Here is a 26,950-nt window from a genome sequence, read left to right as displayed (position 1 = left end):
AACGGGAATCCCACAGCCCGGCCACACCCGCACCAGGGCTGGGACACAGATTTCGGGCAGTGCAACGGGCGCGTGTCGGCGGCCCCGCTGACACCCCTTCGACGGGGAGGCGCGGTCAGTCGCGCGTCTCGACCTCCGCCCGCAGAGCGTCGAGGTGTGGGAGCCCGCCGGCTGCGAAGGCCGTCACGGCGTCGAGGGTCGCATCGTCGGCGAGGATGCGGTTGTGCCCGAGGCCGTGCGTGCGCACGAGCCGTGCGCGCCCGCCGTGCGCGGCGACGACGTCGGCGCTCGCCGTCTGCGGCACCTGCCGGTCGCTCGCATCATGGAGTGCGAGCAGCTCGACGGCGGGCGGCAGCGGGTTCGCGACGGCGTCGTAGCGGAGTCGCATGGATGCCGCGTCCTCGCCGAACTTCGCGAAGAACCGCTCTTCGAACGAGGCCCTCGCGCGGGCGTTCAAGTCGAGCATCATCGAGAACTGGTCGAGGAAGACCTGCGGCGTGCCCGCGCTCGCGATCGTCGCGACCCGACCCGCCGTCGTGCCCCACCGGACGGCAGTGAGAGCCGCGAGTCCGCCGAACGAGTGCCCGACGATGAGGGGGAAGCGGCCGTGCCGCTGCTGGAGCGCCTCGATGGCGCCGATCCAGTCGCGGATGTCGGTGCGCGCGACCGCCGACTCGCCATGCGCGGGTGCGTCGAAGGCGACGACGTGGAAACCCTCGGCGGTGAGCTCGCGCACGAGCGGCGCGAACTGCGACGCGCGCCCCCGCCAGCCGTGGACGAGGAGCACGGTGTCGTCGCCGCGGCCCCAACGGTAGGTCACGACGTCTTTGCCGCCGACCCGGACGCTCTCGCGCACGGCCGCGGCGTGGGTCGCGGCATCCGTCCCGCGCAGCGGCAGTCGCGGCTGGGTCTGGAAGAACGCGCGCAGGGCGAGCGAACCGGCGAGAGCGGGGGAGAGGCGGCTCGCGGAGCGGAAGAGGGCGCGGGTCTGCGTCGGCGACATGACTGACCTCCTTCAAGATGTACGAACGATCGTTCGTAGATTATACGAACGATCGTTCGTACACTAGAGGGGTGTCCGACACCGCGATCGACCGCCGCCGCGCCCGAGGGGATGCCTCGCGCCGCGTCATCCTCGAGAGTGCGACCGACCTCGCCTCGGTGGAGGGTCTCGACGGCCTCACGATCGGGCGCCTGGCCGAGTCGTCGGGTATGAGCAAGAGCAGCATCGCGACGCTCTTCGGCGGCAAGGAGGGGCTGCAGCTGGCCGCGGTGCAGGCCGCGGCCGACATCTTCCGCGAGGCCGTCGTCGATCCCGCCCGCGAGCTGCCGCGCGGCATCGCGCGTCTCGCGAAGCTGCTGCGCAGCGCGCTGGACTACTCGCGCGACCGCGTCTTCACGGGCGGCTGCTTCTTCGCCGCGACCGCCGCCGACATGGACTCCAAGCCGGGCCCGGTGCGCGACGCCGTGCGGGGCTGGCTGCGCGACTGGTACGGCTATCTCGAGGCGCAGGTGCGGTTCGCGGCCGAGGCCGGCCAGATCCGGGCGGATGCCGCGACCGTCCGCCGCCTCGCCTTCGAGCTCATCGCCCTCGACAACGAGGCCAACGCCCGCTCGCTCCTCACGGGCGAGGATGCGCCGTACGAGATCGCCGCGGCCGCGATGCGCGAGCGTCTGCTTCAGGTCGGCGCGAAGGCCGAGGATCTGCAGTCGCTCGCATGATCACTGGATGACGAGCGAGAGCGACGTGTCGCCGCACGTCACGACGGCCGCGCCCCCGGGAAGCGTGACGACGCCGCCCGTGGCCGGCTCTTCCGCCCGCGGCGGGCCTGCCGGAGTCTCCTGACTCGAGCGCACTTCGCGGGTCGCGGCGAGGGCTTCGCCGAGACCGTCGAGCCGGAGGATCGACCCGGGCTCCCTGCCCGCGTCGGTCGCCGTCACGACGCGCCCCGACGCGTTGACGAGCGCCGTGTCGCGGCTGCCTGCCCGGAGCACCGGGAGGAGCTCGCGCTCCAGACGGTCGACGAGGGCATCGGCGCCGACGATCCCGACGATCGCCTCGCCGACGCGCACGGGCGTCGTGATCGTGACGGTGTAGTCGTCGGTGCAGACGTAGTCGACATAGGGCCCGGTGAGGTGCCGGACGCCGCTGCGCACCGGCACGCGCCACCACTCCAGGGCCGTGTAATCGCGGAACTGCTCGTCGGACGGATCGTCGATCGTCGCGAGCCGGGTCGGTCCGCCCGCACCCCGGAGCCACCACGCGAGGTGCCACTCGGCATCCGTCAGCACTCCCGGCGCCGCGACGAAACCCGACCCGGTGATGAGGGTGTCGGCTGCGAGCGCGGGCATGGCGAACGATTCGACGACCGGATCGATGGCATCGGCCGTGAGGGCGAGCCCCTCGGCGAGCCTTCTCTCTACGAGGTCGCGCCACCCGTCGATCGTCGCGAACACGCCGTCGATCGTCTCGGCGACCCGGGCCGCGATCGCGACGCCGCGATGCGTCGCCACTGTGCTCATGCGGATCCGTCCTCGGGGGTTCGGGATGCCTCGTCCCTGCCGGCCGCGTCGAGCTCGAGCCGCTCGTGCACCAGCCATTCGAAGGCGCTCGTGATGTGGGTGATGGTCGCTTCGCGCGCGGTCTCGGGTCGCACATCGCGGATCGCCGCGATGACCTGCTCGCGCGCGTGCGCGCTGCGCTCACGGTACTCCTGCTCGCGCAGGCACAGCCAGAGGAGGGGGCCGGCCTCGGCCTGCAGGCGAATCTCTTCGCGGACGAGCCGTGGCGACTGACTGATCGCGGCCACCTCGAGCTGGAATCTGCTGACGGCTCGCCGTGCTCCGCCGGCCGTCGTGAGATCGGCGTGCTCCGCGATCGTGCGGAGGCTCTCGAGGTCGTCGTCGCTCGATCGTCCGGCGGCGACCTCCGCCGCCGTGCCCGCGATGGCACCGACGTGGAGCGCGAGGTCTCGCAGCTCGATGCGGGAGTGCTCGCCGAGCCTGGCCTCCAGCATCCGTCCTGCTGAGTCGCGGTCGAACGTCACGAAGCTTCCGCCGTCGCGGCCGCGGCGCGTGCGCACGAGGCCCTTGTCGCGCATGCCCTCGAGGGCCTCGCGCGCCGTGACGAGCGCGACGCCGAGACTGCGAGAGAGCTCGGATTCGCTGGGGAGGCGCTCGCCGTCGCGGAGTACTCCGCTCACGATGGCGTCGGTCAGGCGCTGCTCGACGAGCTCCGCTCTTCCCGCGCCGTCCAGCGGCGCGAAGACGACGGCTCTCGCGGCGTCGACTCGTCCCGTGGCGTGGGGCATCGAAGCTCTCCCGGGTCGCGGGCGGGGCCGGGAGCTCGTGCCCGCCGACCGTGACACGACCGTAACACGCTCGCCCTCTCCATGACATATGGATCCATATGATTAAATTTCGATCGACCATCGAAGGAGATCGTCCATGAGCGAGCAGCACCCCGCCATCCGTCTCACGGGGCTGACGAAGCAGTTCGGCACCGTCACGGCCGTCGACCACGTCGACCTCGAGATCGCCGCCGGCGAGTTCTTCTCGATGCTCGGACCGTCGGGATCGGGCAAGACCACGGTGCTGCGGCTCATCGCGGGGTTCGAGCAGCCGACCGCGGGCTCGATCGAGCTGTTCGGCCAGGACGTGACGAAGAAGGCGCCGTTCGACCGCGACGTCAACACGGTCTTCCAGGACTACGCCCTCTTCCCGCACATGAGCGTGCTCGACAACGTCGCGTACGGTCTGCGCGTGCGCGGCATCTCGCGCGCCGAACGCCGCGATCGCGCGATGAAGGCGCTCGAGGCGGTCCGTCTCGGGCAGTTCGCAGCGCGCCGGCCGGCGCAGCTCTCGGGCGGTCAGCGCCAGCGGGTCGCCCTCGCCCGCGCTACGGTCGTGCAGCCCAAGGTGCTGCTCCTCGACGAGCCGCTGGGCGCCCTCGACCTCAAGCTCCGCGAGCAGATGCAGGTGGAGCTCAAGCAGATCCAGCGTGACCTCGGCATCACCTTCATCTTCGTGACGCACGATCAGGAGGAGGCGCTGACCCTCTCCGACCGCATCGCCGTCTTCCACGACGGCCGGATCGAGCAGCTGGGCACGCCGTGGGAGCTGTACGAGCGACCCGCATCGCGGTTCGTCGCCGACTTCGTCGGAACGTCGAACCTGTTCGACCCGGAGCGCTCGTCCACGCTGATGGGCCGATCGGGAGAGCACTCGATCCGCCCCGAGAAGCTGACCCTCGCCGCGCAGCCGGCGACCGGCGAGGGGGAGAGGTCGGCTCCCGGCACGCTCGTCGAATCCATCTACGTCGGCAGCGGCATCCGTCGCGTCATCGATCTGGACGCCGGGATGCGCGTGACCGTCCTCGAGCGCAACGACCGCAGCCGGCTCGCCGACGACGAACGCGGCGACCGCGTGCACGTGGTCTGGCACGAGTCCGACGTCGTTCCCCTTCTTCCGCCCGGCGAGTGAGCCGGCCCGAGACCGCGGGCGATCGCCCCGGACACACACAGCAGAAGCACCCGAGAGGAAGCACAACATGATGCACAAGACACGCGGCGCGCGGGCGACCGTCGGCGCCGCGCTGGCGATCGGGGCGATCGCCGTCCTGTCCGGCTGCGGCACCGCCGGCGGCGGCGGGAGTGCGCCGTCGGCGGAGGCCGAGAAGCTCGGCGACATGGAGGGACAGGTCTCGATCCTGGCGTGGCCCGGGTACGTCGAGGACGGCAGCAACGACCCGAGCGTCGACTGGGTGTCGGGCTTCGAGGACAAGACCGGCTGCACGGTCACGTCCAAGAGCTACGGCACCTCCGACGAGGCCGTGAACCTCATGAAGACGGGCGACTACGACGTGGTCGCCGCATCGGGCGACGCGACCCTGCGACTCATCGCGGCGGGAGACGTCGCCCCGGTCAACACCGATCTCATCCCGAGCTACGCCGGGGTCTACGACTTCCTCAAGGAGAAGGAGTGGAACTCGGTCGACGGGCAGTCGTACGGGGTTCCCCACGGCTACGGCGCCAACCTCCTCCTGTACAACACGGATGCCGTCACGCCCGCGCCGACCTCGTGGAGCGCCGTCTTCGACGACGCGAGCGCGCACTCGGGCAAGGTCACGGCGTACGACTCGCCGATCTACATCGCCGATGCCGCCGTGTACCTCATGGCGCACCAGCCCGACCTCGGGATCAAGAACCCCTACGCGCTGGACGAGAAGCAGTTCCAGGCGGCCGTCGACCTGCTCACGAAGCAGCGCGAGCACATCGGCGAGTACTGGTCGGACTACCTCAAGGAGATCCAGTCGTTCGAGACGGGCGACTCCGTCGTCGGGACGACGTGGCAGGTCATCCAGAACAGCCTCGAGGCCGAGGGCGCGAAGACCGCCGTCGTGCTGCCGGACGAGGGAGCCACGGGCTGGTCGGACACGTGGATGATCGCGTCGAAGGCGAAGAGCCCCAACTGCGCCTACGCGTGGCTGGACTGGATCGCGAGCCCCGAGGTCAACGCGCAGGCGACGGCCTACTTCGGCGAGGCCCCGTCGAGCCAGGCGGCGTGCGACTACCGCGACGACTGCGAGGCCTACCACGCCGGTGACGCCGACTACGCGTCGAAGATCTGGTACTGGACGACCCCGATCCAGAAGTGCGTCGACGGCCGGACCGACGTGAAGTGCGTCGACTACGCCACCTGGACCGAGTCCTGGGCCCAGATCAAGGGCTGACCCGCTCGAGCCGATCCGCCGGGGGCGGCGCCCGCCGCCCCCGGCACCTCCGAGGAGACCGATGACTGACACGATGGCCCCGCCCGAGCCGCGGCGGGTCGTGCCGCCTCCCGCCACGACGCCCGCCCGGCGCGGATCGGCGTGGCTGAGCGGGCACCCGCGCGCGCGGCTCGCCCTGCTGCTGACGGCGCCGCTGTTCTGGCTCGTGCTCGTCTACATCGTCGCGCTCGTCCTGCTGCTGGTCACGGCGTTCTGGACGGTCGACTCGTTCACGGGCGAGATCGTCACGGACTGGACGCTCGACAACATCGTGACGGTCCTCACGGGCTCGCTGTACCAGACGGTCACCCTCCGCACCCTGGGGATCGCGCTCGCCGTCACCGTCATCGACGTCGTCGTCGCGCTCCCGATCGCCTTCTTCATGGCCAAGGTCGCCACGCCCCGCGTGCAGCGGCTGCTCGTCATCGCCGTGCTCATGCCGCTGTGGGCGAGCTACCTCGTCAAGGCGTACGCCTGGCGCTCCGTGCTCTCGCAGGACGGCATCCTCGAGTGGCTGCTCGCACCGCTCGGCCTGCACACGCCGGGCTACGGGCTCACCGCGACCGTCATCACGCTCTCGTACCTGTGGCTCCCCTACGTCATCCTGCCGATCTACGCCGGCATGGAGCGCGTGCCCGATTCGCTGCTCGAGGCATCGGCAGACCTCGGCGGGAAGAGCTGGACGACCGTGCGGCACGTCGTGCTGCCGCTCGCGATGCCCGCGATCATCGCGGGTACCATCTTCAGCTTCTCGCTCACCCTCGGCGACTACATCACGGTGAACATCGTGGGCGGGGCGACGCAGATGCTCGGAAACCTCGTCTACACGAACGTCGGCGCGGCCAACAACCTGCCTCTCGCGGCCGCGATCGCGCTCATCCCGATCGTCATCATCTTCGGCTACCTCGCTCTCGTGCGCCGCACGGGCGCCCTCGACAACCTCTAGGAGACGACGGTGCGACTCGGAAAGTCCGCGCGCGTCACGCTCGCGATCGTCACGGCGCTGATCCTCGTGATCGTCTACGTGCCGCTGTTCGTCGTGCTCGTGAACTCCTTCTCGACATCGACGTCTCTCACGTGGCCGCCCCCGGGGTTCACGTTCGAGTGGTGGGTCAAGGCGTTCCAGAGCCAGGGCGCGATGTCGGCCGTTCTCACCAGCGTGCAGGTCGCGACCGTCGCGACGCTGATCTCCCTCGTGCTGGGCACGCTGCTCTCGCTCGCGCTGCAGCGGTTCGACTTCTTCGGCCGCAGCGCCGTCAACCTGCTCGTCATCCTGCCGATCGCCCTCCCCGGGATCATCACGGGCATCGCGCTCAACAACTTCTTCCGCACGATCATGGGCATCCCGCTGTCGATCTGGACGGTCGTGATCGCCCACGCGACCTTCTGCATCGTGACGGTCTTCAACAACACCATCGCGCGCCTGCGGCGCATGGGGACGAGTCTCGAGGAGGCCTCCGCCGACCTCGGCGCGGGAGTCTGGACGACGTTCCGCCTCGTGACCTTCCCGCAGCTGCGCTCGGCGCTCCTCGCCGGCGGATTGCTCGCCTTCGCGCTCAGCTTCGACGAGATCATCGTGACGACCTTCACGGCGGGGTCGGGGGTCACGACGCTGCCGATCTTCATCCTCAACAACATGTTCCGACCCAACCAAGCGCCGATCGTCTCGGTCATCGCCGTCGTGATGGTCGTGGTGTCGATCGTGCCGATCTACATCGCGCAGCGCCTCTCGCAGTCCGAGCAGTCCCGGCGCTGAGCGCGCCGCCGCGCTGTGGCTGAAGCGGCTTATGGGCGGAAGCGGCCTACGGGGCGGCAGCGGCCTCCGCGGCAGTCTCCGCCGTGGGAGGCGGCCTCAGGGACGGAGAGGCGGCGAGCGCGTCGAGCGCCGCCGCGATGCGCAGGACGACGGACGCGGCCGTGTCGGCCTCGGCGGGGGAGAGGGAGTCGATCGCTGCGGCCACGGCGGCGTGGTGCGGGGCGAGGGAGGCGTCGACGCGGCGGATCGCCTCCGGCGTCGGCACGAGGAAGTGGGCCCGGCGGTCGCGCGGGTGCTGGACGCGGGTGACGAAGCCGCGCTGCACGAGTCGCTCGACCACGTTGGTGACGGTCGCGCTCGAGGTCTCGAGCATCACGATGACGTCTTTGGGGCTGAGGTCGCGTCCGTCGCGGTACCCCTGCACGAGGTAGCGGAGCGCGGTCAGGTCGACATTCGAGAGGCCGGAGGCGCGCTGTGCGCGCTCGGCCTGCACCCGCTCGGCCCGCCGCAGATGGAGGATCGCCTCACTCAGGCGACGCCCCTCGGGCGTTCGGGGCGGGTCAGCGTAGAGACGCTCGCCCTCGCGACGTACGACGCTCTGAGGCATGGAATCCTCCCCGGACGCTCTCACCGGCAGCGGCGCCGACCGCCGCCTGCGCAAGATCCAGCGTCGGATACTCGCCCACGTACGATCGTGTCGCGTCGCGGGCGAAGTATCGGCCCGACCCGATCAGCTCGATCGTCCCGAGGAACGCGCCGTCCGTGTTCGCGACCCAGAAGCCTTCGTCGACCTCGTGCCAGGATGCCTGGACTTCGCCCACCTCGAGACGCAGGTGCGCTGCGCCGTCGTCGATCAACGTCATGTTTCAGCCCCTCAGCATAGCCGCCACATGGTGTGACGTACATGGAATTACACATCAGCCGAGATGTACGCGCAGTGAGGTTGACAACCTTCCAGCCGTGTGCTCGGCCGCTGTGACGGGCCGTGTCCGGGGTCACCGGGGCGACCGAGGTGAGGGGGCTGGTCCATCAGTGCGCGGTCTGCACGCCGACGGAGTCGTGCACGAGCACGGCCGCGGCCCGCGCACCCTGACCCGCGGCGACGATGAGCTGCTGCGGACCGGGGGCCGCGGCATCCCCCGCCGCGTACAGACCCTCCACCGATGTGCGGCCGGAGCCGTCGACCACGAGGTGCCCCTCGTCGTCGCGGTCGGCGTCGACGGTCGAGAGGAAATCGAGCGCGGGGTGCCACCGCGGCCGCACGAAGCCGCCGTCGATCGGGATCGTCGTGCCGTCGGCGAGGCGAACGGCCCTGACCGTGCCGCGGTCGCCCTCGAGGTCGTCGATGCCGCGCCTCTCGACGAGGATCCCGGATGCCGCGAGCTCGGCCTCTTCGACGGTGTCGACGACGTCGGCGCCGTTCGTGAAGACGGTGAGCCTGTCGGTCCAGCGCGCGATGAGCCGCGCGCGGGCGGCGAGGTCGGGGGTCTCGCCGATGAGGGCGAGAGGGCGGTCCTGCAGCTCCCACGCGTCGCACGCGGCACAGCTGAAGAGGCTCATGCCGTAATAGGCGCGCAGGCTCGGGATCTCGGGGAGCGTCTCGCGCAGGCCCGTCGCGACGATCACGGCGCGCGCGGCGACGGCGGGCGGAGTGCCCGGCGAACGCCCCTGCAGGGCGACGATGAAGCGGAGGCCGGTCGCGGCATCCGCCGTCCGGATGAGCGCCGTCGCGACGGTGCGCTCGAGCACGCGCACGTCGGGGTAGGCGGCGAGCTCGGCGCGCGCGAGCTTGCGCAGCTCGAGCGGCGGCACGCCGTCGCGGGTGAGGAAGCCGTGCGAGCGTAGCGTCGCGGCGTTGCGCGGCCGCCCGGCGTCGATGACGATGACCGACGCGCGGGCACGGCCGAGGTTGAGGGCCGCCGAGAGCCCCGCGGGGCCGCCGCCGATGATGACGACGTCGACCTCGGCCGAGGGGAGCGCCACCGGCTCAGTCATGGCCGCCTGCCTGGGGAGGCAGCGCCGCGATGACGGCGTGATCCTTCGCGAAGACGCCGGTCTTGGCGGCGCCGCCGGGCGAGCCGATGTCGTCGAAGAACTCGACGTTGGCCTTGTAGTAGTCCTGCCACTCGTCGGGCAGATCGTCTTCGTAGTAGATCGCCTCGACGGGGCACACGGGCTCGCACGCGCCGCAGTCGACGCATTCGTCGGGATGGATGTAGAGGCTTCGCTCACCCTCGTAGATGCAGTCGACGGGGCATTCGTCGATGCATGCGCGGTCCTTGACGTCGACGCACGGGAGCGCGATGACGTACGTCATGACAGCGTGAGGCTGCCGGCGCGGGAGATCTCCACCTGCTCCTCGCGGGGCACGACCTTGACCCGCTCGCGCGTGTGGAGGTGGGTCTCACCGAGGAGGCGCTCGTGCTCATCGAGGGCGAGCCAGCCGTCCCATGTCGTGTACTCCACCTCGCGCTCGTCGAGGAGCTGCAGGATGTCGTCGTCGACGCGGGGCGCGCGCAGGGCGCCGGCCTCGGCATCCGTCACGAGATGGGCGATCGTCTCCATCGCGTCGGACTTCGTGTGCCCGATGAGACCGACGGGACCGCGCTTGATCCAGCCGGTCGCGTACAGGCCCGGCACCGGCCGGCCCGACTCGTCGACGACGCGGCCTTCGACGTTCGTCACGACGCCCGCCCTCTCGTCGAACGGGGCGCCGACGACGGGCGAGCCGTAGTACCCGACCGCGCGGTAGACCTGCTGCACCGCGATCTCGCGGAACTCACCCGTGCCGCGCACGCGGCCGTCGCCGACGGGCTCGGTGCGCTCGAACCGCACGCCCGCGACCCGCTCCTCGCCGAGCACCTCGACCGGCGAGTGGTAGAAGTGCAGGTGCAGCCGGCGCGTCGCTCCGGTGGACTGGCGGCCGCGCCACCCGTTGAGGATCCGCAGCATGACCTTCAGCTGATTGTTCGGCGCCTTCGCCGGGTCGGCGTCGTGGAAGTCCTCGTCGTGCACGACGATGTCGACGTCGGGCACCTCGCCGAGCTCGCGCAGCTCGATCGGCGTGAACTTGATGTCGGCGGGTCCGCGGCGGCCGAAGACGTGCACGTCGGTGACGGCGGATGCCTCGAGCCCCGCGAGCACGTTGTCGGCGATCTCGGTCGGCCGGAGGTCGACGGCGTGCTTTGCCAGCACGCGGGCGACATCGAGCGCGACGTTGCCGTTGCCGATGACGGCGACCTCGCGCTGGTCGAGCGGCCACTCGCGCGGGACGTCGGGGTGTCCGTCGTACCAGGCGACGAAGTCCGCGGCGCCGTAGGAGCCCGGCAGGTCGATGCCGGGGATGTCGAGGGCGGCGTCGCGGATCGCCCCGGTCGCGAGGATGACGGCGTCGTAGCGCTCGTGCAGCTCCTCGAGGTCGAGGTCGCGGCCGATCTCCACGTTGCCGATGAAGCGGGTGGTGCCGGCGTCGAGCATCTCGTGCAGCGAGTTGACGATGCCCTTGATGCGGGGGTGATCGGGCGCGACGCCGTAGCGGATGAGGCCGTAGGGCGAGGGGAGCGACTCGAACAGGTCGATCGTCGCCGTGCCCCCGGCATCCTGCACCGCGTTGGTGAGGATGTTGCCGGCATAGATGCCCGCGGGGCCGGCGCCGACGATCGCGACGCGGAGAGAGAGGGGAGAGGTCATGGGTGATGGCCTTTCGGTGGAGAGCGGGTTGGTGGCACGGCACGCCGCCTCGCGGGGCGGGGCGGCGAACGCGGCACCTCAGCGAGGGGGACGTTCGAGGAGGGGCTCGGAGGGGGTGACGGATGCCGCGAGCTCGGCGGGTGCGTAGGGGCTGAGAGTCACGACGTCGCCGACCACGACGACGGCGGGGGAGCGCACGCCGCGTTCGGCGGCTTGGCCTGCGATCGTGGCGAGCGTGCCGACAGTGACCCGCTGCCCGGCGCCGAAGCCGTCTTCGATGATCGCGACGGGGCACTGCGCCCCGCGCTCGCCGACGGCGAGCGTCATGGCGGCGTGCGCGAGCGTGCCGACCCCCATCAGGAGCACGACGGTGTGGTCGCGGCCGCCGCCGAGTGCGCGGATCTGGTCGTGACCGGTCACGACCGTGAAGGCGGTCGCGAGCCCGCGATGCGTGAGCGGGATCCCCGCGATGGCGGGCACCGAGATCGCGCTCGTGACGCCCGAGACGACCTCCACCTCGACGCCGGCCTCGCGGCAGAAGGCGAGCTCCTCGCCGCCCCGCCCGAAGATGTAGGGATCGCCGCCCTTGAGGCGGACGACCTCCCGGCCTTCTCGGGCGAGCTGCACGAGGAGGGCGTTGATGGCGTCCTGCGGCACGGCGTGATGCCCGGGGAGCTTTCCGACGTCGACGACTTCGGCCCGCAGCTCCACCCCGTCGGCGGCGAGACCGTCGAGCACGGCGCGGGCGCCGAGGCGGTCGGCGACGATGACGTCGGCCCGCTCCAGCGCCCGGAGCCCCCGGACGGTGAGGAGCCCGGCATCGCCCGGCCCCGCCCCGACGAGCCAGACCTTGCCGCCGCCGTCCTGCGCCTGATCAAGCGTCATCGTGAGCCTCCTGTCACGAGGAGTCCGCGGCGCGCGAGGAGTCGGCGCTCGATGGGGCCGAAGAAGACGAGTTCGATGAGGATCCCGATCGCGAGGATGAGGATGATCGTCGCGAGGACGCTCGCGAGGTCGGCGAGCTCGCGCGACTGCTGCAGCATCGACCCGAGGCCGAAGCCGATCGTCCCGCCGACCGCGATGATCTCGGCCGCCATGAGCGATCGCCACGAGAACGCCCAGCCCTGCTTGAGCCCCGCGACGTAGCCGGGGAGCGCGGCGGGCATGATGACGGCGGTGGCGAGCTGCCAGCGCGAGGCGCCGAGCACCGTGCCGACGCGGCGCAGCTGCGGCGGCACCTGGTCGACTCCGGCGATGAGGCCGTTCACGATCGAGGGGATCGCGCCCATGAGGATGACGAAGTAGACGGTCGCATCCGACAGGCCGAACCAGATGATGGCGGCGGGAACCCACGCGACCGAGGGGAGCACCTGGAGTCCCGAGATGATCGGCCCGACGGCGCGGCGGATGGGCCGCACCTCGGCCAGGAGCAGCCCGATGGGCGTGCCGACGACGATCGCGATGAGGAAGCCGACCACGCCGCGCTCGAGGCTCGTGGTCACGGCGAGCTGCAGCCGGCCCGAGGCCCACGCGTCGCCCATCGCGTTCCACACGTCGATGGGGCTCGGCACGATGTCGGGTCGCGGCTGCGCGATGACGACGAAGAGCTGCCACGCGAGGATGAGGAGCACGACGAACACGATCGGCGGCACGACGCTCGCGACGAAGCGCCGCCAGCGGCCCTGCTCGGTTCCGGCCGCGGTCTGCAGATTGTCCAGGCCTGCGGAGAGGCTGCGGAGGTCGTCGCCGGGCGGGACGGATGCCTCGCCCCCCGCGCGTGCGGGAACGGATGTCTCAGACAGCATTGCGCCGGATCTCCTTCCGGAGCTTCTCGGTGATCTCGACCGAGAGCGCCGCGACCTCGGGCGACTCGATGCGGCGCCCCTTCGTCTTGGCGATGCGCCACTCCTCGACGACGCGTCCGGGCCGGCTGCCGAGCAGCACGACGCGCTGGCCCAGCCGCGCGGCCTCGCGCACGTTGTGCGTCACGAAGACGATGGTGCGGCCGGTCGCGCGCCATACCCGCTCCAGCTCCTCGTGGAGGAGGTCGCGCGTGATCGCATCGAGCGCGGCGAAGGGCTCGTCCATCAGGAGGACGGGCCGGTCCTGGGCGAGGGCGCGGGCGAGCGCGACGCGCTGGCGCATGCCGCCCGAGAGCTCGTGCGGACGCTTCTCCGCGGCATCCGCCAGATTCACGGTGTCGAGCAGTGCGAGCGCCTTCTCGCGTCGCTCGGCCCGGGGCACGCCGCGCAGGCGCAGCGCGAGCTCGACGTTGCGACGCGCCGTGAGCCACGGCATGAGCGCGGACTCCTGGAACATCACCGCCGAGCCGCCGTCGGGGGTGCGGATCTCGCCGAGGGTCGGCTGCTCGAGGCCCGCGATGAGGTTGAGGAGCGTCGACTTGCCGCAGCCGGAGGCGCCGAGGAGGCAGACGAACTCGCCCGGCGCGATGTCGAGCGAGACGTCGTCGAGGACGACGGGCCCGGAGCCGAACCGCTTCGAGACGTGGTCGATGCGGACGGCTGGCGGCGCGGGCGGCGCGGGAGCGGGGACGGGCGCGACGCCGTCGAAGCTCGGGCCGAGGTCGGCCGCGATGCGCGGGGACGCGACCCTGTCGAGGGGAGTCGTCACGGGGTGTCCTCACCCAGGCCCGCGGCCGAGACGGTGTCGGCCCCTTCGCCCTCGAGGATGCCGTTGAGCAGACGGAGGTCGAAGAGGCCGTCGATCGAGCCCTTCTTCTGCGTGCCGGCCTGCAGCCCGTTCTCGACGAGCGTCTCGAACGTGTCGGCGTGCGGGTCGACGGAGAAGCTCACGTGCTGGAGCGCCCGGTCGATGACGGCGTCGGACAGGCCTTTGCCGGTGTCTTTCTCGAGCTGCGCGTTGACGACGTCGGCGACCTGGTCGGGGTGGTCCGCGATCCACTGCACCGAGTCGACGTGGGCCTTCAGGAGGTCCTCCACGACGTCGGGGTGCGCTTTCAGGAAGTCGGCCCGCACGAGCAGCACGGTCGTCGGGAACTCCCCGTCGGTCCAGAGATCGGCTTCGTCCTGGAGCACGTGGGCCCCGGCATCCACCACCAGGCGCGAGACCCACGGCTCGGGCAGCCACGCGCCCTGGATCGCACCCTGCTGGAAGAGCGTCAGGGTCTGCGCGTTCTCGGTCGGGGTGACCGAGACGTCACCGCCGCCGGAGGTGTCGGTCGTGAAGCCCTCGTCGGCGAGCCAGACGCGCAGCGCCACGTCCTGCGTGTTGCCGAGCTGCGGCGAGGCGAGCGTCGTTCCCTTCAGGTCTTTCGGGCTGTCGATGCCGTCGGCGACGACGAGTGCCGCGCCTCCGGTCGCCGCGCCCGCGATGATGCGCGCAGACGCGCCGCCGGACTGGATGAACGTGTTGATCGAGGGGTTGGGCCCGATGTAGGTCGCGTCGATCGCGCCCGCGGTCAGGGCCTCGATCGCGGCGGGACCCGCGTTGAACACCTGCGTCGTGACCTCGACGTCGCCGAGGTCGTCGTCGAAGATGCCCTCCTGCAGGCCGACGAGAGCGGGGGCGTGGGTCACGTTGGCGAAGTAGCCGAGCCGCAGCTCGCTCACCGAGGCGCCGTCGGCGGCAGGTGCCCCCTCGGCGGCCGAGCTCGCGCCCGAGGCGCAGCCGGCCATGCCCATCGCGAGGAGCCCCAGGATGGTGATCGTCGTCGCGGTGCGGTTTCTGTTCACGGTTGTCGCCTCCTTCGTCGGCGTTTCGGTGGGTGGGTGGTGCGGGTGGGGCGGGATGCGGGCTGACGCGGGTCAGTCCCGCACGATGCCGGCGGCGAGGGTCGCGCCGTCGGACGGATGGATGACGAGGAACGAGCCGCTCGATCGGTTGAGGCCGTACGGCTCGAGCGGGAGGTCGGTCGCGAGGCGCAGGGTCGCGTGCCCGATGTCGTTGGTCGCGAGGGAGTCGGCCGGCTCGTGCGCGAGCGAGTCGAGGTCGCGGCGTGCGTCGATCGAGGCGACGAGCGCCTGCACCGTCGTCGTGCCGTGCTTGACGAGCACGCGGCTGCCGGCGTGCAGCGGCCGCGCGTCGAGCTGGAAGAGCTCCGCCGCGATCTCGCGCCGGGCCTCGGGGAGGGTTCCGGATGCCGCGATCACGGCGCCGCGTGCCGCGTCGACGTCGTGCGCGAGCTGCAGCGCGACGGACTGCGGCGCCTGCGCCTCGTCGACGTCGACGCCGGCGACCTGGATCCCCGTGACGACCGTGTCGACTCCGCTCGGGAAGACCGTGACGGCGTCGCCGACGCGCACCGCGCCCGACGACACCCGGCCGGCGACCGCCCGGTAGTCGCGGTAGCGCTCGGCGAGGGCGGGGTCGGCCGCGAGCTCGGGCGAGAGGCCGCCCTGCGGCCGCAGCACCACCTGGACGGGGAGGCGGAACGGCTCGAGCTCGGTCTCGAGCTCGTCCGACGAGGGGAGCTGCTCGAGGAGCTCGAGGAGGGCGGGGCCTTCGTACCAGGGCGTGCGCGCGGAACGGTCGACGATGTTGTCGCCCTCGAGCGCCGACACCGGGATGACGTGGACGCCCTCGATGCCGAGCTCGGTCGTGACGCCGCGCACCTCGTCGGCGACCCGCGCGAAGGCGGATTCGGCGAAGTCGAGGAGGTCGATCTTGTTGACCGCGACGATGACATGGGGGACGCGCAGCAGCGCGACGACCGCGAGGTGCCGGCGGGTCTGCTCGAGCACGCCCTTGCGTCCGTCGATGAGCACGACGACCGCGTCGGCCGTCGTCGCGCCGGTGACCATGTTGCGGGTGTACTGCACGTGGCCGGGGCAGTCGGCGAGGATGAAGCTGCGCGACCCCGTCGAGAAGTAGCGGTACGCCACATCGATCGTGATGCCCTGCTCGCGCTCGGCGCGCAGGCCGTCGGTCAGCAGGGCGAAGTCGAAGGCGCCGTGGGCGAAGCCGCGCTCGGCCGACGTGCGTGCGACCTGCTCGAGCTGGTCGGCGAGGATCGCCTTGGAGTCGTGCAGCAGCCGACCGACGAGCGTCGACTTGCCGTCGTCGACCGAGCCGGCCGTCGCGAAGCGGAACAGCGTCCCCCTCTCGAGGGCCTCGGCTCCGCCGCGGCGCTCCGCGGGGGCGCCGAGCGGCAATCTGCCTTCTGCCGCGGAGGACAGGTCGAGTGAGATGGTCTCCGGCATCAGAAGTATCCGTCTTTCTTGCGGTCCTCCATGGCGGCTTCGCTCAGCCGGTCGTCGGCTCGCGTCGCGCCGCGCTCGGTGATGGTCGTGCGGGCGACCTCCGAGACGATGGATGGCAGGTCCGAGGCATCCGATTCGACTGCTCCCGTGCAGCTCATGTCGCCCACCGTGCGGTAGCGCACCGTGCGCAGCTGCGTCTGCTCGTGGGGGAGCGGCGGCGAGAACTCGCCGACGGCGCGCCACATCCCGTCGCGCTCGTACACCTCGCGCTCGTGCGCGAAGTACAGCGGCGGGAGCGCGATCTGCTCGCGCTCGATGTAGCGCCAGACGTCGAGCTCGGTCCAGTTCGAGATGGGGAAGGCCCGCACGTGCTGGCCCGGCGTGTGGCGGCCGTTGTACAGGCTCCACAGCTCCGGCCGCTGATTGCGGGGGTCCCACTGGCCGAACTCGTCGCGCAGCGAGATGATCCGCTCCTTCGCGCGCGCCTTGTCTTCGTCGCGGCGTGCGCCGCCGAAGACGGCGTCGTGCCGGCCCGCGGCGATGGCGTCGAGGAGCGGGAGCGTCTGCAGCGGGTTGCGCGTGCCGTCGGCGCGCTCCTGCAGGCGGCCGTCGTCGATGTAGTCCTGCACGCGGGCGACCTCGAGGCGGATGCCGAGGCGCTGGACGGTCTCGTCGCGGAACGCGAGGACCTCGGGGAAGTTGTGGCCCGTGTCGACGTGCAGGACGGGGAACGGCACCCGGCCCGGCCAGAAGGCCTTCGTCGCCAGGTGCAGCACGACGACGGAGTCCTTGCCGCCCGAGAAGAGCAGCACGGGGCGCTCGAACTCCGCGACGACCTCGCGGATGATGTGGATGGCCTCGGCCTCGAGGAGGTCGAGGGTCGACAGGCGCGTGGGCGCGATCGTGCCGGTCATACGTGGAGCCCGCATTCCGTCTTGGAGAGGCCGGCCCAGCGGCCCGACCTCGGGTCTTCGCCCGGTGCGACGGGCTTGGTGCACGGCTCGCAGCCGATCGAGGGGTAGCCGTTGGAGACGAGGAGGTTCACCGGCACATTGTGCGCGCCGGCGTAGTCGAGCAGGTCGTCGAACGTCCAGGCGGCGACGGGGTTGACCTTGACGAGGCCGTTGCGCTCGTCCCACGTCACGAGGGGGGTGTTCGTGCGGGTCGGCGCCTCGTCGCGGCGCACGCCCGTGAACCACACCTCGTAGCCGCCGAGGGCGTCCTGCAGCGGCCCGACCTTGCGCCGCGCGCAGCACAGGCCCGGGTCGCGGGCGAACAGCTGGGCGCCGAACTCGGCGTCCTGCTCGGCCACCGTCTGCTCGGGGAGCACGTCGACGATCCGCACGTCGAGCACGCGGCCGACCTCGTCGCGCGTGAACCGCGTCTCGGCGAAGTGGTACCCGGTGTCGAGGAAGAGCACGTCGACGCCCGGAAGGGAGCCGGCGACGAGGTGCGGCAGCGCGGCGTCGGCCATCGAGCATGCGACGGCCGCGGCATCCGTCGAGAAGTGGCGGGCGACCCACGCGACGACCTCTTCGGGGGATGCCTCGTGCGCGGTCAGGCTGCCGAGCTCCTCGTTGCCGCGCTCGGCGAGAGCCCGGAGCTCTTCGCGGCTGCGCTTCACCGCGACCCGCGGCGCGAGCGACACGGTCATGCGCGCCCCCTCCCCGACCCGTGAGCCTCCATCTGGCCGCCGAGACACCGGGTGGCCCCCGCACTCTCGGCGCTCAGGTGGAGGTTCACGGTCTGGGGCGGGGTCATTGCAGGGCCTCCTCGTCGGCGCGGTGCGCCCACTCGGCGAAGGTCTCGTCGCCCTCGCGGTCGGACAGGAACCGGCGGACGACCCGCTCGGTGTAGTCGGCGATGCCGTCGGCGGCGACCTTGAGGCCGCGGACGGTGCGACCGAGGCCGGCCTCGTCGCGGGTCTTCGACACGAGCCCGCCGCCGAGGTGCACTTGGTAGCCGGGCACCTGCTCGCCGTCGATCGTGACGAGCTGACCCTTGAGCCCGATGTCGGCGGTCTGGATGCGCGCGCACGAGTTGGGGCAGCCGTTGACGTGGAGGGCGATCGGATGCGGCAGGTCGAACTGCTTGAGGCGCTCCTCGAGGTCGAGCACGGCCGCCGTCGCGTAGGCCTTGGTCTCGACGATCGCGAGCTTGCAGAACTCGATGCCCGTGCACGCGATCGTGCCGCGGCGGATGAGGCTCGGCCGCGCCTGCAGGCCGAGCTCGTCCAGACCCGCGATGAGCGACTCGACCTTCTCCTCGGGGATGTCGAGGATCACGATCTTCTGGTGCGGCGTCGTGCGCAGCCGCGTCGAGCCGTGCGCCTCGATGAGATCGGCGAGCCCCGCGAGGTTCGGGCCCGAGACGCGCCCGACGATGGGGGTCGCGCCGACGTAGAAGCGGCCGTCCTTCTGCTTGTGCACGCCGACGTGGTCGCCCTGCGAGCGGGGCTTGGGGGCGGCGGGGCCGTCGGGGAGCTCGTAGCCGAGGTACTCGTCCTGCAGCACCTGCCGGAACTTCTCGGCACCCCATTCCGCGAGCAGGAACTTCAGCCGCGCCTTGTTGCGCAGGCGCCGGTATCCGTAGTCGCGGAAGATCTGGGCGACGCCGTGCCAGGCATCCGCCACCTGATCCGGCGCCACGAACGCACCGAGCCGCTCGGCGAGGGCGGGGGTCGTCGAGAGGCCGCCGCCGACCCAGAGGTCGTATCCGATGCCGAGCTCGGGGTGCTCGACGGCGACGAAGGCGACGTCGTTGATCTCGTGCACGACGTCCTGGCTGGGGTGCCCCGTGAGGGCCGACTTGAACTTGCGGGGGAGGTTCGCCAGCGACGGGTCTCCGATGAACCGCGACGTGATCTCGTCGATCTGAGGCGTCGGGTCGATGAGTTCGTCGGCCGCGATGCCCGCGACGGGGGAGCCGAGGACGACACGCGGCACGTCGCCGCACGCCTCCGTGGTCTGCAGGCCCACCGCTTCGAGGCGGCGCCAGATCTCGGGGATGTCCTCGACGCGGATCCAGTGCAGCTGGATGTTCTGCCGGTCGGTGAGGTCTGCCGTGTCACGGCCGAACTCCGTCGAGATGCCCGCGATGACGCGGAGCTGGTCGGTCGTGAGCTGCCCGCCGTCGATGCGCACGCGGAGCATGAAGTACTCGTCCTCGAGCTCCTCCGGCGTCAGGGTCGCGGTGCGCCCGCCGTCGATGCCGGGCTTGCGCTGCGTGTACAGGCCCCACACGCGGAAGCGCCCGTGCAGGTCGGTCGGGTCGATCGACGCGAAGCCTTCTCGCGCGTAGACGTTCTCGATGCGCTCGCGCACACTCAGGCCGTCGTCGACCTGCTTCCACTCCTCGTTGCCGTTGAGCGGCGCCTTGCCGTCGATCTTCCACTGCCCGTTGGGCTTGGACGACGGACGCGGCGGCCGGGCGCGGGCGCCCTCGGGCCTCGGCGCGGGTGTGCGCGCGGTGTCGATGTCGCTGATGGTCACGGTGGCCTCCGGATGTTCCCGGGCGTCCCCGGGTGCGGACGCTAGCCAGTCCGCTTCCGCGAGGTTAGGAGCGCCACGCGCCGAGTCCTAGGCGGCCGTCAAGTGACGACACGATGCGTAATCCGGCGTCACAGAGGTTGCGGCGGCGGGGGTTTCCGGGCGCGGTGCAGAAAGATGCGGCGTGCGTGACCTGGGGTGCGCGGGTGTGTGGGGCGTCAGGCGAGGGCGTCGCGGTAGCGGTCCACGACGATGTCGACGAGGGATGCCGCGGGCTCGTCGTCGTCGAGGAGGGGCCGCGCGACGGGGGCTCCGCGCGACACGCGCACGGCGAGGTCGTGGAAGTACCCCGGGGCGAGCAGGTAGTTCGCGACGAGGACGCGACCGGATGCCTCGCCCCGAGCCTTCTCGACGGCCGCCCCGAGGCGCGGCTCGGCCGCCGCGAGGAATCCGACGTCGACGGGTCGGCCGAGGCGCTGCGCGAGGAGGTCGGCGGTCGTGCGGCAGTCCTCGTTCGCGCGGTCGTCGCTCGACCCCGCGACGGCGAGGACGATCCGGTCCTCGCCCTGCGGCTCGAGGCTCGCGAGCCGCGACGCCAGGACCTCGACGAGCCGCTCGTCGGGTCCGAGGGCGCCCGTGATGACGACGTCGGACCGGTGCGCCGACTGCTCCTTGAGGTCGACGCGCACGTGGTACCCGGCCGAGAGGAGGAGCGGCACGATCACGACGTGCTGATCCTCGGGGAGGGACGCGAGGGATGCCGCGACATCCGGCTGCTGCACGTCGACGTGTCCGAGGCGCACGGTGACCTCGGGCAGACGCTCGGCGGCCGCGGCGACGAGCGCCGCGACGGCGGCCTGTCCTTCGGCCGAGGCGGTGCCGTGCGAGATCGCGAGGAGGGCGGGGTGCGGCATCCGTCCATTGTGCCCGCCGTTCGTTTCGGGGGGATTGCGGGCGAGGAGGCCGTGCCGTCCGCACGAGCAGACGGCGAAACGCCGGGCGAGGGATGCCTCTGCCCGGCGTGTCGCCGCGATGTCGTGCGGACGGTCAGGCCCGTTCGGCCGCGCGGGTGTAGCCCGCGTCGAAGCCCCGCTCGTACGCCTCCTCGGCGGTGCCACGGTCGTGGCCGCCGTGGTGGCGGTCGTGGACGCGCTCACCGTGGTGGCCGTGCCCATGCCCGGCGCGGCCGTGACGGCCGTGATGGCCGGGGTCGCCGTGGTGGCTGTGGTGGTCGTGGTGGCTGTGTGCGCGGTGGCCGTGGCCGCGGCATCCGTCCTCTTCATCCCAGCCCCAGGCCCATGCTCGGCGAGGGTCGAAGCCGGGGCGGAATCCCGGCCCGAAGTGTCCGTAGCCTTCGCGGGCCGCGGGACCGCCCCGCAAGCCGGGGCTGCCTGAGAAGCCGGGAAAGCCGGGGAAGCCGGGAAAGCCGGGGAAGCCCGGGTGGCCTGCGCCGAAGCCGGGCCGGAAACCGAAACCGCGTCCGCGCTCCCCGCGCGGCCCGAAGAAGCCGCCGTGTTCGTGCGACGAGGCCGCCTCGTCCCAGCCGAGCTCGCGGGCGATCGCCTCGAGCGAGGCGAGGGTGGTCGCGAAGTCCTCGGCGGGCACGCTCTCGGCGACGCGACGACGGATGCCGTCGACGACGCCGGCGAGGCGTTCCCTGGCCGCGCGTCCCTCGGCGGTGAGCACCCAGGTGCCGTAGCCCGTCTCTTCGGCCCAGCCGCGCTTCTCGAGCACGCGCAGGCGCTTCGGTCGACGGGCGAGCCGCTCGGCGAGCGCCGGATCGGTGTCGCCCGACAGCGCGTTCAGCAGCATCCAGTCGCGGCGAGTGACACCCTCTTCGGCGAAGGCGGCGTCGAACTCGCGCGTGAGGAGCGCGTCGACGGCGCGGAGCCAGAAGCCCAGTGGCCGGCCGTCGGTCGGGATGCGGTCGGCCTCGGGTGCGCCCTCGGTCGGTGTCGTGTCGGGGGAGTCGTCTCCCGTGGTGTCGAAATTCTGATCGTCCATTCGAAGTCCTTTCGGCGGGCGACCGGCGGCCGCCCTACGATACATGTCTCATGGCATGCACATGTAGATTGACATGCAGTCAGGACGCATGTCAAGCGGCATGTAAATTCGAGGCATGACTTCGAACGGCTCTCCCGATCCCGCGGACGCCATCGCCGCAGCGCTCGCGCGGCTGCGCGGGCGACGGATGCCGCGGCCCCCGTGGGATGCTCCGCACCACCACGGTGCGGACTCGCCCTGGGGTCACGGTCCGTCGGGCGGGCACCACGGCGGGCCGCACTTCGGCTCCGGCGGCGCGCGTTTCGGGGGTGGCGGCGGGCCCGGCGGGCCGGGGTGGCCCGGCGGCGGGAGAGGTGTTCCGCCGTGGGCGGCGGCCGGGCGCTTCGGCGGTCCTGCGCGGCTGAGGCTCCTCGAGGCGCTGGCCGCGGCATCCGTCCCCCTCTCGGTGAGCGAAGTGGGCGACGCGATCGGCGTGGACCAGCCGCGTGCCTCCCGTCTCGTGCAGCAGGCCGCGGAGCTAGGACTCGTGCGACGCGAGGCCGATCCCGACGATGCGCGCCGAACGCGGATCGTGCTGACCGACGAGGGCCGCGCGCTCGTGCGGGGCTTCCGCGGTGAGCGGCGCGAGGCCGTCGACGCGGCGCTGACGGGGTTCACGGATGCCGAGCGCGCCGAGCTCGCACGCCTCCTGACGAAGCTCGCCGACGCCTGGCCTCGCGCCTAGCCCCCGCGCCCTGCGCCGCGGCGCGGCGGGCCCCGCGAAAAGGAGGGTCGCGTGTGGCTGCCACCGCGCCGCGATAACCGCCGCAAGCGTCCCCCATTCCCGCGGCGCGACAGCGGCGAGACGCGCCGCGGGCGGAGGCCTGGTCGAAGCCCGGAAGCGCGGAGCGCGGCGCGCCCGTCAGGCGCGCTGGTGCTTCGGCAGCCTCACAAGGAGCAGGAGGACGAGCCCGGCCGCCAGAACGATGACGATCCCGAGAATGCCGAAGTGGGTCGCCCCGAACACCCCGATGAACAGTGCCCACAGCAGCGGCGACAGGAAGCTCATCACGCGGCCTGTGGTCGCATAGAGGCCGAAGATCTCGCCCTGCATGTTGTCGGGCGAGAGCCGCGCGAGCAATGCCCGGCTCGATGCCTGGGCCGGCCCGACCGCGGCCGAGAGCACGATCCCGCCGATCCAGAAGATGATCTTGCCCTCTTCGCGGAAGACGAACACGAACAGCGCGCTCACGATGAGGATCGACAGCGCGGCGACGATGACCGTGCGCGCACCGAAGCGGTCGTCGAGCCAGCCCGCTGCGATCGTCGAGACGCCGGCGACCAGGTTGAGCGCAATCCCGAAGAGGATGACCTCGGTCGCCGAGAAGCCGAACGACACCGCCGCGAGGACGCCGCCGAAGGCGAACACCCCGGCGAGGCCGTCGCGGTACACGGCGCTGGCGATGAGGAACCAGAAGGTCGGACGGTGCTCGCGGAACAGCGCGGCGATGTCGTGTACGAGCACGACGTAGCTGCGGAAGAACGGCACCTTCTCGCGGTCCGCGCGAGCGGGCGCCTCCGGGACGTTGAAGACGAAGGGCAGCGCGAACACGACCGTCCAGACGGCGGCGCCCACGGCGATCAGCCGGTAGGCGAGCCCTCCCGACACGTCCAGGCCGAACCACTCGAACTGGTTGAGCACCACGACGATGACGAGCGCCAGGATGCCCCCGATGTACCCGAGTCCCCAGCCGAGCCCACTCACGCGACCGATCGTGCGCCGGGTCGACACCTCCACGAGCATCGCGTTGTAGTTGACGCCCGCGATCTCGGAGGCGACCGAGCCGAACGCGACCAGCAGCGCGCCCAGCCAGAAGAAGGCCGGCTCGGCGTAGACGAAGAAGAGCGCGAACTGCAGCACCGCGAGCACTGCGGTGCCGCCGACGACCCAGCGCTTCTTGTTGCCGACCGCGTCGGCACGCTGTCCGAGCACGGGGGCGAGCAGCAGGATCAGGATGCCGGCACCGAACGTGACCCAGCCGTACCACTCGGCGAGGTCGGAGAGCCCTTGGCAGTATCCGGTGGCGGCGTCCGCGGTGCGTGAACAGACGAGACCCCCGTCGGCGTTCTGAGCCGCTACCTCGGCCGGGAGGAAGCTGTCCGAGACGAGGTATAGCGAGACGAAGACGAAGGTGAGGATGACGGAGTTGAACGGCTGCGTCGCCCAGTCCCAGAGCGCCCACGAGATGACCTGCCTGCGCGGGACGCGCCGGTCATCGAGTCCCGCCGTGTGCAGCTCGCCGTCGGACAGGAGCGGCTCGGGGATGTTCACGTGCTCGCGCCCGTCGGGTGCGGAGGAGCTCATGTCGGTCACGTTATGGCCCTTCGGTGAACGGCGGGTTCCGCCGCGCGCTGTCCCGCCTCTTCGCGGGTGCCTGCCACCCTATTCCCGGCGACTCGTTCAGCCCGTCGTCCGGGCCGTCCATTCGCGTTCGAGCACCGCATAGATGCCGGTGTCGGTCCATTCGCCCTTCGACCACATGTGCTCGACGAAGTGCCCCTCGTGGCGCATGCCCAGTCGCAGGCAGAGGGCGACGGATGCCTCGTTCCTCGGGTCGAGCTCGGCATACACGCGGTGCAGGCCGATCTCCCCGAACGCCGCGTCGATCATGAGGGCGGCCGCTTCGCGCGCGTAACCCTTCCCCTGCTCGCGCCGAAGCAGCGCCCAGCCGATCTCGGCGGTGCGGTCGTCGACGCTCGTCAGGTGGAAGTAGAGCGTCCCGACGAGCGCGCCCGAGGCGTCGCGGATCGCCGGCTGCACGTAGTCGCCGGTCTTCTCGAGGCGCGTGGCCGCGGCATCCCGTTCCCGCACCTCGGCGACGCGCTCGCGGGTGCGCGGCTCAGAGAGCATGTAGCGGCAGACCTCGGGATCGGACTGCATCTCGAAAAGAGCCTCGAGATCGTCGTCGCGCAGTAGGTCGAGCGTGACGCGCTCGCCGGCGATGGTGCGGAAGTCCCACGGAAGTCCCATGTCCACATCATCCTCTTCCTGGAAACTTGATATGAGACGGCTCAAGTTCATTTGACGCGGGAGAACGGGGTGGATATCCTTGAGTCATCGCGGCTCAACCCGCGAGCAGGCTTCCCAGAAACCCGGGAGCGAGGCATCCGTCCCGCCCCGACAGAAAGAGAGAGAACACATGGCACGTGCTGTTGGAATCGACCTCGGTACGACCAACTCGGTCGTGAGCGTCCTGGAGGGCGGCGAGCCCAAGGTCATCGCGAACGCCGAGGGCTTCCGCACCACCCCGTCGGTCGTCGCCTTCACGAAGGATGGCGAGGTGCTTGTCGGCGAGACCGCCAAGCGCCAGGCCGTCACGAACGTCGACCGCACCGTCTCGTCGGTCAAGCGTCACATGGGCACCGACTGGACCTTCGAGGTCGACGGCAAGAAGTGGACGCCGCAGGAGATCTCCGCGCGCATCCTCCAGAAGCTCAAGCGCGACGCCGAGCAGTACCTCGGTGACACGGTGACGGATGCCGTCATCACGGTTCCCGCGTACTTCAACGACGCCGAGCGTCAGGCCACCAAGGAGGCCGGCGAGATCGCGGGCCTCAACGTCCTGCGCATCATCAACGAGCCGACGGCGGCCGCGCTCGCATACGGCCTCGACAAGGGCAAGGAGGACGAGCTCATCCTCGTCTTCGACCTCGGTGGCGGAACCTTCGACGTCTCGCTGCTCGAGGTGGGCAAGGACGAGGACTTCTCGACGATCCAGGTGCGCTCGACGGCCGGTGACAACCGCCTCGGCGGCGACGACTGGGACCAGCGCCTCGTCGACTTCTTCATCAAGCAGTTCAAGGACCAGACCGGCGTCGACGTCTCGGGCGACAAGATCGCGCTGCAGCGACTCAAGGAGGCTGCCGAGCAGGCCAAGAAGGAGCTCTCGTCGTCGACCTCGACGTCGGTGAACCTCCCCTACCTCTCGCTGACCGAGAACGGCCCCGTGTCGCTCTCCGAGACGATCACGCGCGCCAAGTTCGAGGACCTCACCAAGGACCTTCTCGACCGCACGAAGAAGCCCTTCGAAGACGTCATCCGCGAGGCGAACATCAAGGTCGGCGACATCGACCACGTCGTGCTCGTCGGCGGCTCGACCCGCATGCCCGCCGTGTCGGAGCTCGTCAAGCGCGAGACCGGCAAGGAGCCCAACAAGGGCGTCAACCCCGATGAGGTCGTCGCCGTGGGCGCCGCCCTCCAGGCCGGTGTCCTCAAGGGCGAGCGCAAGGACGTCCTCCTCATCGACGTCACCCCGCTGAGCCTCGGCATCGAGACCAAGGGCGGCATCATGACGAAGCTCATCGAGCGCAACACCGCCATCCCGACCAAGCGCAGCGAGACCTTCACGACCGCCGACGACAACCAGCCGTCGGTCGCCATCCAGGTCTTCCAGGGCGAGCGCGACTTCACGCGCGACAACAAGCCGCTGGGCACGTTCGAGCTCACCGGCATCGCGCCGGCCCCCCGCGGCATCCCGCAGGTCGAGGTCACCTTCGACATCGACGCGAACGGCATCGTGCACGTGTCCGCCAAGGACAAGGGCACGGGCAAGGAGCAGTCGATGACGATCACGGGCGGTTCGTCGCTGCCCAAGGACGACATCGAGCGCATGGTGCGCGAGGCCGAGGAGCACGCGGCCGAAGACAAGAAGCGTCGTGAGTCGGCCGAGGTGCGCAACCAGGCCGAGACGCTCTCGTACTCGATCGACAAGCTCATCAAGGAGAACGAGGACAAGCTCCCCGAGAACGTCAAGTCCGAGGTGCAGGCCGACGTCGACGCCCTCAAGGCGGCGCTCGCCGGTGACGACGACGACGCGGTCAAGGCCGCGTTCGAGAAGCTGAACGCATCGCAGGGCAAGCTCGGCGAGGCGATCTACGCCTCCTCGCAGGCCTCGCAGTCGGCCGACTCCTCGGCCGGCGCAGACACCGGTGCCGACGCATCCGGCGAGCAGCCTTCGTCCAACCCGGACGAGGACGTCGTCGATGCCGAGGTCGTGGACGACGAGGACGAGAAGAAGTAATC

The 26,950-nt window shown here is 71.0% G+C and carries 27 protein-coding genes; 7 read left to right on the top strand and 20 right to left on the bottom strand.

The genetic code is table 11. From position 1 onward, the window contains the following. Positions 1 to 115: 115 nt before the first annotated feature. Positions 116 to 1,003 carry an alpha/beta hydrolase gene (locus tag ACSBPH_RS10160; protein ID WP_442574229.1) on the bottom strand — a complete coding sequence of 296 codons (888 nt, stop codon included), beginning with the start codon at positions 1,001 to 1,003 and terminating at the stop codon, positions 116 to 118. A 71-nt stretch (positions 1,004 to 1,074) separates the two neighbouring features. Between ACSBPH_RS10160 and ACSBPH_RS10155 the strand changes: the two genes are divergently transcribed. Next, entirely contained in the window at positions 1,075 to 1,722 is a 648-nt protein-coding gene (locus tag ACSBPH_RS10155) for a TetR/AcrR family transcriptional regulator (protein ID WP_442574228.1), read from the top strand. On the opposite strand, the gene ACSBPH_RS10150 is transcribed toward ACSBPH_RS10155, so the two are convergent. Both ACSBPH_RS10150 and ACSBPH_RS10145 read right to left on the bottom strand, forming a co-directional pair. After that, complete coding sequence (locus tag ACSBPH_RS10150; protein WP_442574227.1) at positions 1,723 to 2,523, bottom strand: cache domain-containing protein; 801 nt, start codon at positions 2,521 to 2,523, stop codon at positions 1,723 to 1,725. After that, the gene (locus ACSBPH_RS10145) at positions 2,520 to 3,311 is read right to left on the bottom strand and encodes a FadR/GntR family transcriptional regulator (RefSeq protein WP_442574226.1); all 792 of its coding nucleotides are present in this window, start codon (positions 3,309 to 3,311) and stop codon (positions 2,520 to 2,522) included. The genes ACSBPH_RS10150 and ACSBPH_RS10145 overlap by 4 nt, the downstream gene beginning before the upstream one ends. A gap of 136 nt (positions 3,312 to 3,447) precedes the next feature. Between ACSBPH_RS10145 and ACSBPH_RS10140 the strand changes: the two genes are divergently transcribed. The 4 genes from ACSBPH_RS10140 (at position 3,448) to ACSBPH_RS10125 (ending at position 7,526) form a co-directional block, all read left to right on the top strand. Beyond that, on the top strand, positions 3,448 to 4,482 hold the full coding sequence (locus ACSBPH_RS10140; RefSeq protein ID WP_442574225.1) for an ABC transporter ATP-binding protein: 1,035 nt from the start codon (positions 3,448 to 3,450) through the stop codon (positions 4,480 to 4,482). 67 nt (positions 4,483 to 4,549) lie between these two features. Beyond that, on the top strand, positions 4,550 to 5,731 hold the full coding sequence (locus tag ACSBPH_RS10135) for an ABC transporter substrate-binding protein (RefSeq protein ID WP_442574224.1): 1,182 nt from the start codon (positions 4,550 to 4,552) through the stop codon (positions 5,729 to 5,731). A gap of 61 nt (positions 5,732 to 5,792) precedes the next feature. Beyond that, complete coding sequence (locus tag ACSBPH_RS10130; RefSeq protein WP_442574223.1) at positions 5,793 to 6,716, top strand: ABC transporter permease; 924 nt, start codon at positions 5,793 to 5,795, stop codon at positions 6,714 to 6,716. A gap of 9 nt (positions 6,717 to 6,725) precedes the next feature. Beyond that, positions 6,726 to 7,526, top strand: coding sequence for an ABC transporter permease (locus tag ACSBPH_RS10125; protein ID WP_442574222.1), 801 nt, complete (start codon positions 6,726 to 6,728; stop codon positions 7,524 to 7,526). 46 nt (positions 7,527 to 7,572) lie between these two features. Here the strand turns inward: ACSBPH_RS10125 and ACSBPH_RS10120 are convergent, their stop codons facing one another. The 15 genes from ACSBPH_RS10120 to ACSBPH_RS10050 all read right to left on the bottom strand — a co-directional run bounded on the left by ACSBPH_RS10120 (position 7,573) and on the right by ACSBPH_RS10050 (position 21,888). Continuing rightward, positions 7,573 to 8,133 carry a MarR family winged helix-turn-helix transcriptional regulator gene (locus ACSBPH_RS10120; protein ID WP_442574221.1) on the bottom strand — a complete coding sequence of 187 codons (561 nt, stop codon included), beginning with the start codon at positions 8,131 to 8,133 and terminating at the stop codon, positions 7,573 to 7,575. Next, positions 8,087 to 8,389: a hypothetical protein gene (locus ACSBPH_RS10115; protein WP_442574220.1), complete on the bottom strand. Its 303-nt coding sequence runs from the start codon at positions 8,387 to 8,389 to the stop codon at positions 8,087 to 8,089. Before ACSBPH_RS10115 ends, ACSBPH_RS10120 begins: the two co-directional genes overlap by 47 nt. A 166-nt stretch (positions 8,390 to 8,555) precedes the next feature. Then, positions 8,556 to 9,521, bottom strand: coding sequence for an NAD(P)/FAD-dependent oxidoreductase (locus tag ACSBPH_RS10110; RefSeq protein WP_442574219.1), 966 nt, complete (start codon positions 9,519 to 9,521; stop codon positions 8,556 to 8,558). Continuing rightward, positions 9,514 to 9,843, bottom strand: coding sequence for a ferredoxin (gene fdxA, locus ACSBPH_RS10105; protein ID WP_442574218.1), 330 nt, complete (start codon positions 9,841 to 9,843; stop codon positions 9,514 to 9,516). The genes ACSBPH_RS10110 and fdxA overlap by 8 nt, the downstream gene beginning before the upstream one ends. Next, positions 9,840 to 11,216, bottom strand: a complete 1,377-nt coding sequence (locus ACSBPH_RS10100) for an FAD-dependent oxidoreductase (protein WP_442574217.1) — start codon at positions 11,214 to 11,216, stop codon at positions 9,840 to 9,842. The genes fdxA and ACSBPH_RS10100 overlap by 4 nt, the downstream gene beginning before the upstream one ends. Positions 11,217 to 11,294: 78 nt before the next feature. After that, on the bottom strand, positions 11,295 to 12,101 hold the full coding sequence (cobA, locus tag ACSBPH_RS10095; protein ID WP_442574216.1) for a uroporphyrinogen-III C-methyltransferase: 807 nt from the start codon (positions 12,099 to 12,101) through the stop codon (positions 11,295 to 11,297). Continuing rightward, complete coding sequence (locus ACSBPH_RS10090; protein ID WP_442574215.1) at positions 12,098 to 13,021, bottom strand: ABC transporter permease; 924 nt, start codon at positions 13,019 to 13,021, stop codon at positions 12,098 to 12,100. The genes cobA and ACSBPH_RS10090 overlap by 4 nt, the downstream gene beginning before the upstream one ends. Next, positions 13,011 to 13,730, bottom strand: coding sequence for an ABC transporter ATP-binding protein (locus ACSBPH_RS10085; RefSeq protein ID WP_442577283.1), 720 nt, complete (start codon positions 13,728 to 13,730; stop codon positions 13,011 to 13,013). The genes ACSBPH_RS10090 and ACSBPH_RS10085 overlap by 11 nt, the downstream gene beginning before the upstream one ends. A 113-nt stretch (positions 13,731 to 13,843) precedes the next feature. Further along, positions 13,844 to 14,929: an ABC transporter substrate-binding protein gene (locus tag ACSBPH_RS10080; RefSeq protein ID WP_442574214.1), complete on the bottom strand. Its 1,086-nt coding sequence runs from the start codon at positions 14,927 to 14,929 to the stop codon at positions 13,844 to 13,846. 72 nt (positions 14,930 to 15,001) lie between these two features. Then, positions 15,002 to 16,396, bottom strand: a complete 1,395-nt coding sequence (locus ACSBPH_RS10075) for a sulfate adenylyltransferase subunit 1 (protein WP_442574213.1) — start codon at positions 16,394 to 16,396, stop codon at positions 15,002 to 15,004. After that, complete coding sequence (gene cysD / locus ACSBPH_RS10070; protein WP_442574212.1) at positions 16,396 to 17,310, bottom strand: sulfate adenylyltransferase subunit CysD; 915 nt, start codon at positions 17,308 to 17,310, stop codon at positions 16,396 to 16,398. The genes ACSBPH_RS10075 and cysD overlap by 1 nt, the downstream gene beginning before the upstream one ends. Next, positions 17,307 to 18,050, bottom strand: coding sequence for a phosphoadenylyl-sulfate reductase (locus ACSBPH_RS10065; RefSeq protein WP_442574211.1), 744 nt, complete (start codon positions 18,048 to 18,050; stop codon positions 17,307 to 17,309). The genes cysD and ACSBPH_RS10065 overlap by 4 nt, the downstream gene beginning before the upstream one ends. A 103-nt stretch (positions 18,051 to 18,153) precedes the next feature. Next, positions 18,154 to 19,887 (bottom strand): nitrite/sulfite reductase, encoded by a 1,734-nt coding sequence (locus tag ACSBPH_RS10060; protein WP_442574210.1) that lies wholly within the window; start codon positions 19,885 to 19,887, stop codon positions 18,154 to 18,156. 215 nt (positions 19,888 to 20,102) lie between these two features. Continuing rightward, on the bottom strand, positions 20,103 to 20,798 hold the full coding sequence (locus ACSBPH_RS10055) for a sirohydrochlorin chelatase (protein WP_442574209.1): 696 nt from the start codon (positions 20,796 to 20,798) through the stop codon (positions 20,103 to 20,105). A 133-nt stretch (positions 20,799 to 20,931) separates the two neighbouring features. After that, a complete protein-coding gene (locus ACSBPH_RS10050) occupies positions 20,932 to 21,888 on the bottom strand; it encodes a MarR family winged helix-turn-helix transcriptional regulator (RefSeq protein WP_442574208.1) in 957 nt (318 codons plus the stop codon). 115 nt (positions 21,889 to 22,003) lie between these two features. Here ACSBPH_RS10050 and ACSBPH_RS10045 point away from each other — a divergent pair, with 115 nt between their 5' ends. Next, positions 22,004 to 22,612: a MarR family winged helix-turn-helix transcriptional regulator gene (locus tag ACSBPH_RS10045; RefSeq protein ID WP_442574207.1), complete on the top strand. Its 609-nt coding sequence runs from the start codon at positions 22,004 to 22,006 to the stop codon at positions 22,610 to 22,612. Between the two features lie 177 nt (positions 22,613 to 22,789). Here the strand turns inward: ACSBPH_RS10045 and ACSBPH_RS10040 are convergent, their stop codons facing one another. Beyond that, the gene (locus tag ACSBPH_RS10040; protein ID WP_442574206.1) at positions 22,790 to 24,232 is read right to left on the bottom strand and encodes an MFS transporter; all 1,443 of its coding nucleotides are present in this window, start codon (positions 24,230 to 24,232) and stop codon (positions 22,790 to 22,792) included. Between the two features lie 96 nt (positions 24,233 to 24,328). Beyond that, entirely contained in the window at positions 24,329 to 24,898 is a 570-nt protein-coding gene (locus ACSBPH_RS10035) for a GNAT family N-acetyltransferase (RefSeq protein ID WP_442574205.1), read from the bottom strand. Positions 24,899 to 25,067: 169 nt separating this feature from the next. Between ACSBPH_RS10035 and dnaK the strand changes: the two genes are divergently transcribed. Further along, positions 25,068 to 26,948 (top strand): molecular chaperone DnaK, encoded by a 1,881-nt coding sequence (gene dnaK / locus ACSBPH_RS10030; protein WP_442574204.1) that lies wholly within the window; start codon positions 25,068 to 25,070, stop codon positions 26,946 to 26,948. Positions 26,949 to 26,950: the final 2 nt, after the last annotated feature.

The sequence above is a fragment of the Microbacterium sp. F51-2R genome, from assembly GCF_052180235.1.
Classification (GTDB): domain Bacteria; phylum Actinomycetota; class Actinomycetes; order Actinomycetales; family Microbacteriaceae; genus Microbacterium.
Note: the sequence above shows the minus strand (reverse complement) of the source record. Positions and strands in the feature narration are given on the sequence as shown.

Excerpts from the sequence above, each read along its gene's own strand:
- ACSBPH_RS10110 (WP_442574219.1), bottom strand. The coding sequence starts at position 9,521 with ATGACTGAGCCGGTGGCGCTCCCCTCGGCCGAGGTCGACGTCGTCATC.
- ACSBPH_RS10075 (WP_442574213.1), bottom strand. The coding sequence starts at position 16,396 with ATGCCGGAGACCATCTCACTCGACCTGTCCTCCGCGGCAGAAGGCAGA.
- ACSBPH_RS10045 (WP_442574207.1), top strand. The coding sequence starts at position 22,004 with ATGACTTCGAACGGCTCTCCCGATCCCGCGGACGCCATCGCCGCAGCG.
- ACSBPH_RS10140 (WP_442574225.1), top strand. The coding sequence starts at position 3,448 with ATGAGCGAGCAGCACCCCGCCATCCGTCTCACGGGGCTGACGAAGCAG.
- ACSBPH_RS10090 (WP_442574215.1), bottom strand. The coding sequence starts at position 13,021 with ATGCTGTCTGAGACATCCGTTCCCGCACGCGCGGGGGGCGAGGCATCC.
- fdxA (WP_442574218.1), bottom strand. The coding sequence starts at position 9,843 with ATGACGTACGTCATCGCGCTCCCGTGCGTCGACGTCAAGGACCGCGCA.
- ACSBPH_RS10035 (WP_442574205.1), bottom strand. The coding sequence starts at position 24,898 with ATGGGACTTCCGTGGGACTTCCGCACCATCGCCGGCGAGCGCGTCACG.
- dnaK (WP_442574204.1), top strand. The coding sequence starts at position 25,068 with ATGGCACGTGCTGTTGGAATCGACCTCGGTACGACCAACTCGGTCGTG.
- ACSBPH_RS10055 (WP_442574209.1), bottom strand. The coding sequence starts at position 20,798 with ATGCCGCACCCCGCCCTCCTCGCGATCTCGCACGGCACCGCCTCGGCC.
- ACSBPH_RS10115 (WP_442574220.1), bottom strand. The coding sequence starts at position 8,389 with ATGACGTTGATCGACGACGGCGCAGCGCACCTGCGTCTCGAGGTGGGC.
- ACSBPH_RS10040 (WP_442574206.1), bottom strand. The coding sequence starts at position 24,232 with ATGAGCTCCTCCGCACCCGACGGGCGCGAGCACGTGAACATCCCCGAG.
- ACSBPH_RS10100 (WP_442574217.1), bottom strand. The coding sequence starts at position 11,216 with ATGACCTCTCCCCTCTCTCTCCGCGTCGCGATCGTCGGCGCCGGCCCC.
- ACSBPH_RS10135 (WP_442574224.1), top strand. The coding sequence starts at position 4,550 with ATGATGCACAAGACACGCGGCGCGCGGGCGACCGTCGGCGCCGCGCTG.
- ACSBPH_RS10120 (WP_442574221.1), bottom strand. The coding sequence starts at position 8,133 with ATGCCTCAGAGCGTCGTACGTCGCGAGGGCGAGCGTCTCTACGCTGAC.
- ACSBPH_RS10145 (WP_442574226.1), bottom strand. The coding sequence starts at position 3,311 with ATGCCCCACGCCACGGGACGAGTCGACGCCGCGAGAGCCGTCGTCTTC.
- cobA (WP_442574216.1), bottom strand. The coding sequence starts at position 12,101 with ATGACGCTTGATCAGGCGCAGGACGGCGGCGGCAAGGTCTGGCTCGTC.
- ACSBPH_RS10130 (WP_442574223.1), top strand. The coding sequence starts at position 5,793 with ATGACTGACACGATGGCCCCGCCCGAGCCGCGGCGGGTCGTGCCGCCT.
- ACSBPH_RS10050 (WP_442574208.1), bottom strand. The coding sequence starts at position 21,888 with ATGGACGATCAGAATTTCGACACCACGGGAGACGACTCCCCCGACACG.
- ACSBPH_RS10065 (WP_442574211.1), bottom strand. The coding sequence starts at position 18,050 with ATGACCGTGTCGCTCGCGCCGCGGGTCGCGGTGAAGCGCAGCCGCGAA.
- ACSBPH_RS10160 (WP_442574229.1), bottom strand. The coding sequence starts at position 1,003 with ATGTCGCCGACGCAGACCCGCGCCCTCTTCCGCTCCGCGAGCCGCCTC.
- ACSBPH_RS10150 (WP_442574227.1), bottom strand. The coding sequence starts at position 2,523 with ATGAGCACAGTGGCGACGCATCGCGGCGTCGCGATCGCGGCCCGGGTC.
- cysD (WP_442574212.1), bottom strand. The coding sequence starts at position 17,310 with ATGACCGGCACGATCGCGCCCACGCGCCTGTCGACCCTCGACCTCCTC.